General features: G+C 33.4%; 9 protein-coding genes. 5 read left to right on the top strand and 4 right to left on the bottom strand.

Going from position 1 to position 9,645, the window contains the following annotated elements; translation table 11 throughout:
* Positions 1–78: 78 nt before the first annotated feature.
* A complete protein-coding gene (locus F6K22_RS19805; RefSeq protein ID WP_293101557.1) occupies positions 79–705 on the bottom strand; it encodes a class I SAM-dependent methyltransferase in 627 nt (208 codons plus the stop codon).
* A gap of 604 nt (positions 706–1,309) precedes the next feature.
* Between F6K22_RS19805 and phnC the strand changes: the two genes are divergently transcribed.
* The 4 genes from phnC (at position 1,310) to F6K22_RS19785 (ending at position 5,821) form a co-directional block, all read left to right on the top strand.
* Positions 1,310–2,053, top strand: coding sequence for a phosphonate ABC transporter ATP-binding protein (gene phnC, locus F6K22_RS19800; RefSeq protein ID WP_293101554.1), 744 nt, complete (start codon positions 1,310–1,312; stop codon positions 2,051–2,053).
* A 229-nt stretch (positions 2,054–2,282) separates the two neighbouring features.
* Complete coding sequence (gene phnD, locus F6K22_RS19795) at positions 2,283–3,206, top strand: phosphate/phosphite/phosphonate ABC transporter substrate-binding protein (protein ID WP_293101551.1); 924 nt, start codon at positions 2,283–2,285, stop codon at positions 3,204–3,206.
* 510 nt (positions 3,207–3,716) lie between these two features.
* Positions 3,717–4,523 carry a phosphonate ABC transporter, permease protein PhnE gene (gene phnE, locus F6K22_RS19790; RefSeq protein WP_293101548.1) on the top strand — a complete coding sequence of 269 codons (807 nt, stop codon included), beginning with the start codon at positions 3,717–3,719 and terminating at the stop codon, positions 4,521–4,523.
* 302 nt (positions 4,524–4,825) lie between these two features.
* Complete coding sequence (locus F6K22_RS19785) at positions 4,826–5,821, top strand: phosphonate dehydrogenase (RefSeq protein WP_293101546.1); 996 nt, start codon at positions 4,826–4,828, stop codon at positions 5,819–5,821.
* Positions 5,822–6,301: 480 nt separating this feature from the next.
* Here F6K22_RS19785 and F6K22_RS19780 read toward each other — a convergent pair whose 3' ends face one another.
* The 3 genes from F6K22_RS19780 to F6K22_RS19770 form a co-directional block, all read right to left on the bottom strand.
* Positions 6,302–6,766: a hypothetical protein gene (locus F6K22_RS19780; protein ID WP_293101543.1), complete on the bottom strand. Its 465-nt coding sequence runs from the start codon at positions 6,764–6,766 to the stop codon at positions 6,302–6,304.
* Between the two features lie 196 nt (positions 6,767–6,962).
* Entirely contained in the window at positions 6,963–7,916 is a 954-nt protein-coding gene (locus F6K22_RS19775) for a DUF1822 family protein (protein WP_293101540.1), read from the bottom strand.
* Entirely contained in the window at positions 7,906–8,799 is an 894-nt protein-coding gene (locus F6K22_RS19770; RefSeq protein ID WP_293101537.1) for a hypothetical protein, read from the bottom strand. Before F6K22_RS19770 ends, F6K22_RS19775 begins: the two co-directional genes overlap by 11 nt.
* A gap of 394 nt (positions 8,800–9,193) precedes the next feature.
* On the opposite strand from F6K22_RS19770, the gene F6K22_RS19765 reads away from it, so the two are divergent.
* The coding region (locus tag F6K22_RS19765; protein ID WP_293101534.1) for a Uma2 family endonuclease at positions 9,194–9,645 on the top strand (452 nt) is incomplete at its 3' end.

Below are 9,645 nucleotides of genomic sequence, written 5' to 3'. Positions count from 1 at the left end.
GAGGCTTTAAACCTTAATTGTTGAATGAATAATTAATTGACTATCAACTCCTAATTATTAATTATTAACTATTAATTATTAATTATTCGGTATAGCTGTAACAACCATCATTCCCCAAATAACTCCGAAACGAAATTTAGTTGCACCATGTAGTTTAAACTTAGCAGATACCAAGAACTGATTTAATTCAGCTTGGGTATAACATTGTTGATGAGCAGGATCGAAAAGTTGTAAAAACAAATCACAAATTCTACAGATAAAATAATCTTTATTCCAGTCAAGAATTATCACTTTGCCATTAGGTTTTACTACCCGTTTCATTTCTTCTAATGCTAATTGAGGTTTGTCAAAAAAATGAAAAGAATTAGCACATACAACTACATCAAAATAATGACTGTCAAACGGTAGTGAATGAACTGAAGCTTGTTTAAACTCGACATTAGAAAAAGTATCAAATTTTTTCCTAGCTAAATCTAACATTTTTTCAGATATATCAATTCCTACAATTTTCTGTGTCGGATTTTTTGCCAGCAAGAGTCTTTCAAATTCCCCTGTTCCACAAGCAACATCTAGAATTCTTGCTTGTGGCTGAATTTTATCCCAATTGTAGAGAAAAGTAAGAGTATTAATAATATAACTCCGCCAGCGTAAATCGTAAGTATTAGCAAGTCGATCGTATTCTCTTTGAATTTTAACTTCGTTCATATCATTTGAGTTATTAGTTATCAGTACCTTGCGCAAAATGTCGAATTATACCCTATCTGTAGGGGTGATTCGCGAATCACCCCTACTAGATGTGGTGGTTATGCGTAAGTCCTGTAGTTATCAGTACCTTGGGCTAAAGTCAGGTAAGCATTCAGCAGTCAGCTATCAGCTATTAATTCATTATTTTGTCAGGAGTAATTAGTCTAATAGCGAGAATTAAAAATTACCATCACTCCAGAAAAGCTGAGAGCTGACTGCTAATAACTGAATGCTTACAAATTTAGAGACTTGAAATACTAAATTTTATTGTTTTTCATCCCCTTCAAAGGCGAGATTTGAGACCTGATTTTTTGGTCAATTTTTGATTGAAAATTATAGCTTGCGTGGAGTTTTTCAATATTTTTAATTATCCTTGAAAACTAATTCCTTCATCTGCCACAATAAGTTAGGAATGAGAATTTATTAACCTCCAGATTTCTTGGACAGAAGCATTTCAGTAGGATACTCCTAGCCAAAAACTGTGGATCTTATTTAATTCTCATTCCTTAATAACTCATAGCTGATAGCTGACAGCTAAATGCTTACAAATAACTAATCAAGCATTATGATTTCTCTGAATAATTTAGCAGTGACTTATCCAGATGGCACAATAGCTTTACATAACATTTCTGTTGAATTTATTCAAGGGGAATTTACGGTAATTTTAGGGTCTTCTGGAGCTGGAAAATCTACTCTCTTACGCTGTATAAACTTTCTTACTTACCCTACCAGTGGACAAGTCATTGTTGAAGGATTAGGTAATTTAGATAGCTCCAAAATATTACAAAAACATCGTCAAAGGACGGGAATGATTTTTCAACAACATCAATTAATTCCTCGACAAACTGCTCTGAAAAATGTTTTAGTAGGTCGTTTAGCTTATCATTCTACCCTTAGAAGTTTATTTCCTCTTCCTAAAAAAGATCAATATATTGCCTTAAACTGTCTAGAAAGATTAGGTTTATTAGACAAAGCTTTAACACCCGTTAAAGCTTTAAGTGGGGGACAACAACAACGAGTAGGAATTGCTCGTGCTTTGGCCCAACAACCTAAATTTCTCTTAGCTGATGAACCCATAGCTAGTTTAGATCCTGCCAGTTCTCATCAAGTTTTATCCAATTTACGAAAGATTTGTCAAGAAGATGGAATTGGAGCTTTACTTAGTTTGCACCAAGTTGATTTAGCTTTAGAATATGCCGATCGTATTATTGGATTAGGTAAAGGGACAATTCTCTTTGATGGTAGTCCTTCAGAGATAAAAAACCACCAACTTGAAGAAATTTATCAAACACTATCCCCAAGAGATTGAATGTATCAGGAAATATAAAAAGGAGATAAGGAACACTTAACTGGGAACAGGGAATAGGGAATTAGAAATTGAGAATAATCAGGCAGAAATCAAGACAACTATTTATCAATTATCCGTGAAATGGTATAATACTCAATCAATGTTATCTACAACACATAAAAAAAAGGGTATTGACTTTTGATAGATAATACTTATAATTATTTCGTTAATTGTTTAAGAAAGAAAGATTATGTTAAGTTTAATCCTCAAAAAAAATTTTTTGACAGTGCTTTTTTTGGCTTGGTTAGGTTTAGTCAGTTGTAGTAATTCTAATACTCAAACATCAAATACAGAAAATCAATCCACACAAGCAGATACAAAAGCCAATCCTGAGAAATTAGTTGTTGCTTTATTACCAGATGAATCTGCAGCTACTGTCATTCAAAATAATAAAGGACTTGAGACTTATTTAGAAAATAAACTAAATAAAGATGTTGAATTATTTGTCAGTACCGATTATTCTTCTATGATTGAAGTGGCTAGTAAAGGACGTTTAGATTTAGCCTATTTCGGTCCGTTATCTTACGTTTTAGCGAAAACTAAAAGTGATATTGAACCCTTTGCTGCTTTAGAAAAAGATGGAGAAACTACCTATAAAGCTGTAGTTATTGGTAATGCAGAATCAGGAATTAATTCCTATGAAAAAATAGAAGGAAAAGTTATGGCATACGGAGATCAAGCTTCTACTTCTAGTCACCTAATTCCCAAGTCAATGTTAATGGAAAAAGGATTAACACCAGGGGAAAATTATGAAGAAGTTTTTGCGGGTGCCCATGATGCTGTTGCTGTTGCTGTTGCCAATGGAAATGCACAAGCGGGAGGTTTGAGTAAACCAATTTTCAATGCCTTAATTGAGAAGGGAACAATTGATAAAAATAAGGTAATTGTTATTGCTGAATCTAAACCTTTCCCTCAATATCCTTGGACAATGCGTTCTGATTTAAAACCTGAACTTAAAACACAAATTCAACAGGCATTTTTAGAATTAGAAGATGAAGCGATACTAAAACCATTTAAAGCAGATGGATTTCAATCAATTACAGATGAAGATTATAATGTGGTGAGAGACTTAGGAAAACTACTCGATCTTGATTTTGCTAAATTGAGTAAATAATAGACTAGACTTCTTGCAGAAGTCAGGGAATAGGGAATAGGGAGATGAAATTGTTAATTTTAGATCTTGAATTTATTTAAATAAAACTTTTGCAAGAGGTCTATTAAACGGAAGCATTCAGCTATTAGCTATTAGCTTCCGGAACAAATCTACAATTTCCCCCTAGAAAATTGTATGAATTAACAACTTAAGTTAGTCATTATTGTGTTTCAATTCTATAGTTAAAAATGTAGTAGAAGTTAAACGAAAAGCTTGCTTCATTTATGAAAAATATTAAATAGCTTAGAGCCGACTGCTAATATAGCAGGCAACAGTGGGAAAAGTATCTCTCTGTCTAAGGTTTATCATCAACATAAGTCCTAAGCAACTCGTTCCTTGCTAATAGCTGTTTGCGCAGCAGTTCGCAGGAAATGCTTAAAAAAAATTAGTCAATTTTCTTCTACAAATTATCTTTACTGATAACTAATAACTGACAACTGAATAACTGATAACTGATAACTAATAACTGAAATGATGGTTACTCCCAATAAATTTGATAGTTTGCTTCGCCAACAACAAAGAAGTTGGTATATTTCTTTGACTAAAACATTGACCTTATTCGCCATTATTTTAGTGAGCTTTGGGAGTGTGGGATTATTGGATGGACAACGATTATCTGAGGGGATTCCTGATTTAATTAGCATGGTTGGAGAAATGTTCCCGCCAGATTTTAGTCGCGCTCTAAACTGGATTAAACCTTTAATAGATACTATTGCTATGAGTATTGCTGGTACAGGTCTGGCTGTAGCTATTTCTCTTCCCCTTTCTTTAGGAGCTGCTCGTAATACCACACCTCATCCTGTTGTTTATTTCCTATCAAGAATGATTCTGAATATTGCTAGGGCAATTCCCGAATTAATTCTAGGAATTCTTTTTGTGGCAGCAGTGGGATTTGGCACACTTCCTGGGGTATTAGCATTAGGATTTCATTCAATTGGCATGGTGGGAAAATTCTTTGCCGAGGCTATAGAACATACGGATAATGCTCCTATTGAAGCTGCAAAATCTGCGGGTGCTAATCATTTACAAATTATTTTTCATAGCATTTTTCCTCAAATTTTTCCTCAAATTGCTGACGTGACTTTTTACCGTTGGGAATACAATTTTCGAGCTTCAATGGTATTAGGAGCTGTGGGAGCTGGCGGCATTGGATTTGAAATTCTTGGAGCCTTACGTTTACTCAAATATGAGGAAGTTTCTGCCCTCTTATTGGTTGTGTTAATAATGGTTACTTTAGTTGATAGTTTAAGTAATTATTTACGTCAAAAATTTATTTAATTCTTAAGCATTCAGCCGTCAGCTATTAGCTATCAGCTATTGTTTTTCATGAGCGATAAAAGCTTTTCAATTATGGCGCTTAACGAAGTCAGTAGTCAGTAGGGGCGAATGGCCATTCGCCCCTACAGAAGTTATTTTTGTAACGGGGATCTGTTTTTGACAATTATTAATTGGTCAGTATTGATTCAAGCTACTTTTACTTCTCCCCCAACCCCCCACACTCCCCACACTTCCCCACCCAGTTAGATAGGTATTATTTCCCCCTATTCCCTATTCCCTATTCCCTGTTCCCTTTTAAAAATATGAATAAAAAACCTAAAGTTGTTATTACCCATTGGATTCATACTCAAGTTATTGATTATTTAAGTCAAACTTGTGAAGTTATTCTCAATCAAACTCAAGAAACATTATCTCGTGAAGAAATTATCAATCGAACCAAAGAAGCTGAAGGTTTAATGGTATTTATGCCTGACTATATTGAATCGACTTTTTTAGATGCTTGTCCCCAATTAAAAGTTATTGCAGGAGCTTTAAGAGGGTATGATAATTTTGATATAAATGCTTGTACAAAACGAGGTATTTGGTTCACAATTGTTCCTGATTTATTAGCAGCACCCACAGCCGAATTAACTGTTGGTTTACTAATTGGATTAGGTCGTCGAATGTTAGAAGGCGATCGCCTAATTCGTGATGGTTATTTTCAAGGATGGAAGCCACAACTTTATAGTACCGGATTATTGCATAAAACTCTGGGAATTGTAGGGATGGGAAAATTAGGAAAAGCTTTAGTTCAAAGATTAGTAGGTTTTGAAATGAATTTGCTTTACAGCGACCCTATTCCTTTATCTGTAGAACAAGAAACTGCCTGGAAAATCTCTAGAGTTTATTTAGAAGAACTCTTAAAAAGTAGTGATTATGTAGTGTTAATGGTACCTTTAATTCCTAATACCTATCATCTGATTAATCAAGATACTTTAGCTAAAATGAAACCAAACAGTTTCCTAATTAATCCATGTCGGGGTTCAGTTGTAGATGAAAAAGCGATCGCCTCGGCAATTCAATCGGGACATTTAGCTGGATATGCTGCTGATGTATTTGAGATGGAAGATTGGGCAATTTCTCATCGTCCTCAAGAAATTTGTGAGGCATTAATAACTGAGAAAAATAAGACTTTTTTTACTCCTCATCTAGGTTCTGCTGTTGATGAAATTCGCCACGATATTGCTTTTGAAGCTGCCAAAAATATTGTGCAAGTTTTATCAGGAAATATTCCTCAAGGAGCAGTTAAAAAACTATAAATTTAATCCAAATATATCATAACTATTTAGGTAAGCATTTCCTACGGAATGCTACTTCAACAATTAATAATTAATAATTAATAATTAATTATTACCTCTTCTTTTTAATAAGAGGATTGGTTAAAAGGAATTTTTTTCTTCTCTTGGTCGATTGGATATGCTGTTTAGCGATCGCTTTCCTATTTATTTACCAGTTATGAAACTGAATTGCCTCAACTATTTTGGTGGAATAAGAGGGTCATCTTTTTCGTCATCATTGAAATGAATTGGGAAAATGTTAATCATCAATTTTACTCCTGAGATAAAATGTTGACAACTATGCTGAATTCAGCTTTTATGAATTTAGTTTTGTTGTTCTACTTATTACTCTGTAAAGTTGATTGAATTTTATTCAAATATGATGAAGTTAGATATGTCTGAAAATAGTAAAACTTTGACTATTGCTGTCTTGTGAAGTTAGTTTTGCTCTCTGTCAAATCTTCAATCTCTGCGCCGTCTTTTTATTTTCTCATTTTGAACGAATATAGCTATTAGAGCAGCAATTTGTTTAGGACTTAAGCTACCATTTACTGGTGCGGAAACTCTGGGAATAGTAATCTCAATAATTCGCCCAAAAAAACCGTAGGTGATTTTCATATTGCCAATTATAGAGACAGGACCCCAAAAACCATATCGAATAGGCATATCGCCAATCTCAATAATTCGCCCGAAAAAACCGTAAGTAATATTTAGATAACCAATAGAAGAGATACTACCCCAAAAATTATACTCGACTGGCATATCGCCAATTTGAATAATTCGCCCGAAAAAACCGTAAGTAATATTTAGATAACCAATAGAAGAGATACTACCCCAAGAATTATACTTGACTGGCATATCGCCAATTTGAATAATTCGCAAAAAAAAACCGTACTTTACTTTCCAAAAGATGGTATTAGACTCCATTTGAAATCTTTGTTCAATAGACTTTTCTTGAAATTAATATTTAAGACTTTTTTCAAATAATTTAAGGTTAATTATTTGAAATATCTAATATAATGAAAATTCTGGAAACAGGAAATTGATACTGTTGATTAATTTAACAGTATCAGATTTTCCATGACTATCTATTTGCCTAATATTTTAAAAAGATAGAGCCAAACTAAAACCGCAAAATTTCTCGACTAAAATTATCAGGAATCGGCTCAATTTCCCAGATTAAACCTTCTCCTGGTTCTAAAATTACATCTACATATAGCTTTTCTACAGCATGAGTAGATACAGCTTCATTCTTTTCAAAATTTTCTCCATACTCTGTCAATAATCGCAATTTAAAGCCTGCCGGAATCAAACCACCCACAGCTACATTTTGCAGTTCAAATCGCCAGATTATTTCACCATCTTTTACTTGACCAATTACCTGCAAAGTAAAATATTGTCCGGCAATTTTGAGTTGTTTGGATAAAAAATTATCTGTAGGAATTTTTAACTCTTCTGTAGGTGCTTTCCTAGCACAAGCTAAATCTGTTTGTTTATTGAGTAATAGCCAACCAATTTCTTCAGCTAGTTCATCAATTCCTTGTTTGAGGAATTCTAAGACATTTACTTCTAATACTTCTGTCTGATTTTGCAATTTTAATTCTTCTAAAATTGCAAATAAATTATCCAGAGGTTGTAGTTTTTCCAGAGGAATAGTTTCTGGTAAATTATCCACATCTGTTAGAGGGAAATATCCTAAGACTTTAGCTTTATCCAAAACTTGCTCGAACTTTACTGCTACAAAACCAATAAAATTTTCTGGTAAATCGGGAGGTACAGAAAATTCTGTTTTTCCAGGCAAAATTGGAATACAAAATAATCTCCTGTTTTCTACTACTAAGTCTGTGGCATTTAAAACTCCGCTCAAAATCGGATTTAAACTTTTAAGCTGTTGTAAATATGTAGAAAAATCTAACCATTTCAATAAATTATTAACAGCCTTAACAGCCAGAATATTCAAATAAGTTTGTTTGCCAATTTCTGGGTTAGATTGTTCGGCAGCTACACTGGCAGCTTGTTGATGTGTTTCGCCATCTAAAGTTACAAAAACTGGTTGTAATTCTGTTCTATTCATCATTGCCATTTTCTCCTAATATTTCTTTTATTTGTGGTGCAAATAGTTTGGCGTACTTGTCGAAATTATGCTCAATATCCTGATTAATTTCCTTAAATAAACTCTCTCGATGTCTGTTCCAAGAGCTTTTGATAGTTTGATATTTAATGTTATGCTCTTTGGCAAAGGTTGTCCAATTACTTTTCTTTTCTGGTTCAGAGAGATTGGTTATTTTTTTGCTTTTTCTGATGTATTTTACCTTTGGCTTATCAACAATAATCCAGTCTTCTTTTACTGTTACTTTGTCACCTGGATTACTCAAATAAAAATACTGAATTATTGCTTGAGCATTACATTCTGGATATCCTTTGGGATGAATTTTCTGTAATTTTCCTTCTGGATCGTTCTCAATGTAAAGTTCTACAATTAAACCTTTTTTTTGGGTTTTCTGATTTTGTTGATGGGTAATGTAAGTCTCAAAACCATCTAATGTAGGAATATTGAATCCTTCATTCGCTAATAAATCTATCCAATCTTCTTTTTCCTGTTCACCCACTAAAGTATTGAGACTAATTTCTTGATTTGTTTTGCTGTATAAGTCAAAAATGTCATACTTTAAATATCCATTTATCCACATTACATAACGCTGTCGCACCAGTAGGGGTGAATTTTGACTAATATCAATTCTCCATCTTTTTTTGTATTCCTGGAGAAACCTATCAATATTTTGTTTGACAGAAAATAAAGTGTTATTAACTGCGTGTAAATAATCTGGATGTTTGTCTTTACGAATTCCCGGCAACCTGGGAGTAATATTTAGTAAATTGTTAATAGTTTGGTTTCTTTGGTCTCCCCTTTGGTTTTTGATGTCGGTTAATAATTGTTTGACTTTTGCATCTTTGTCCATAATTTTAGTTTCATAGAATATTAGGGTTTGAACGTCTCTATAATTAATGTCGATATCTCTGGAAAAAATTATTCATAATTTTAGTTTCATAGAATATTAGGGTTCGAGCGTCTCTATATTTAATGTCGATATCCTTGGGAAAAATTCTTCATATTTAGAGGAGTTAAGCGTAGGTTGGGTTGAGGGACTCCGAAACCCAACACCAAATAATTAATTGAGTAGACCACAAAGTTGTATGCAACGTCCCTACAAGGTTATCATTTTTTTTATGTGGTTCACTGACCTAAAAACTTCTGTAAATTGTAGCTGTCTAATGCAATCTACTATTAATTATTAATTGGGAGAAAAAAAATACTGTAACGAGCTTTTTTGAATTTTGTATTAGAGGTGAAAAATGGTGCAGGTAAAAAATCAACTCACATTACAAGAATTTCTCGAACTTCCACCAGGAGAGGGAGATATTACTTATGAATTTATTGATGGAATGGCAGTAGCAAAAATGTTGCCTAAAAAATTTCATTCTAAACTAACTCGTGCTTTACTTTATTTAATTGATGAATGGTGTCCAGGAAAGGGAGAAGTCTACCCAGAATTGGCAGTTAAATTAATCAGAAAAGGAAAAGATTGGATACCTGTTCCAGAATTATTGTATCTTGCTGCCGAACGTTTTCCTGATGACTGGGAAGAAGATGTTGCTTGTTCCGTACCGCCAGATTTAGTAATAGAAATTATTTCTCCAGGTCAAACTTATGGTCAACTTAATGCTAAAGCCAAAGATTATTTAGATGCGGGTGTATTAAGAGTATGGGTTGTTGATAGTAAAGCTAGGAGTATTACAGTTTTTTA

This window comes from Okeania sp. SIO2F4 (genome assembly GCF_010672385.1).
Classification (GTDB): domain Bacteria; phylum Cyanobacteriota; class Cyanobacteriia; order Cyanobacteriales; family Microcoleaceae; genus Trichodesmium.
Note: the sequence above shows the minus strand (reverse complement) of the source record. Positions and strands in the feature narration are given on the sequence as shown.

Coding starts and splice junctions, on each gene's coding strand:
- F6K22_RS19770 (WP_293101537.1), bottom strand. CDS start 8,799: ATGGACAAAGATGCAAAAGTCAAACAATTATTAACCGACATCAAAAAC.
- F6K22_RS19785 (WP_293101546.1), top strand. CDS start 4,826: ATGAATAAAAAACCTAAAGTTGTTATTACCCATTGGATTCATACTCAA.
- phnE (WP_293101548.1), top strand. CDS start 3,717: ATGATGGTTACTCCCAATAAATTTGATAGTTTGCTTCGCCAACAACAA.
- F6K22_RS19805 (WP_293101557.1), bottom strand. CDS start 705: ATGAACGAAGTTAAAATTCAAAGAGAATACGATCGACTTGCTAATACT.
- phnD (WP_293101551.1), top strand. CDS start 2,283: ATGTTAAGTTTAATCCTCAAAAAAAATTTTTTGACAGTGCTTTTTTTG.
- F6K22_RS19775 (WP_293101540.1), bottom strand. CDS start 7,916: ATGATGAATAGAACAGAATTACAACCAGTTTTTGTAACTTTAGATGGC.
- phnC (WP_293101554.1), top strand. CDS start 1,310: ATGATTTCTCTGAATAATTTAGCAGTGACTTATCCAGATGGCACAATA.
- F6K22_RS19780 (WP_293101543.1), bottom strand. CDS start 6,766: ATGGAGTCTAATACCATCTTTTGGAAAGTAAAGTACGGTTTTTTTTTG.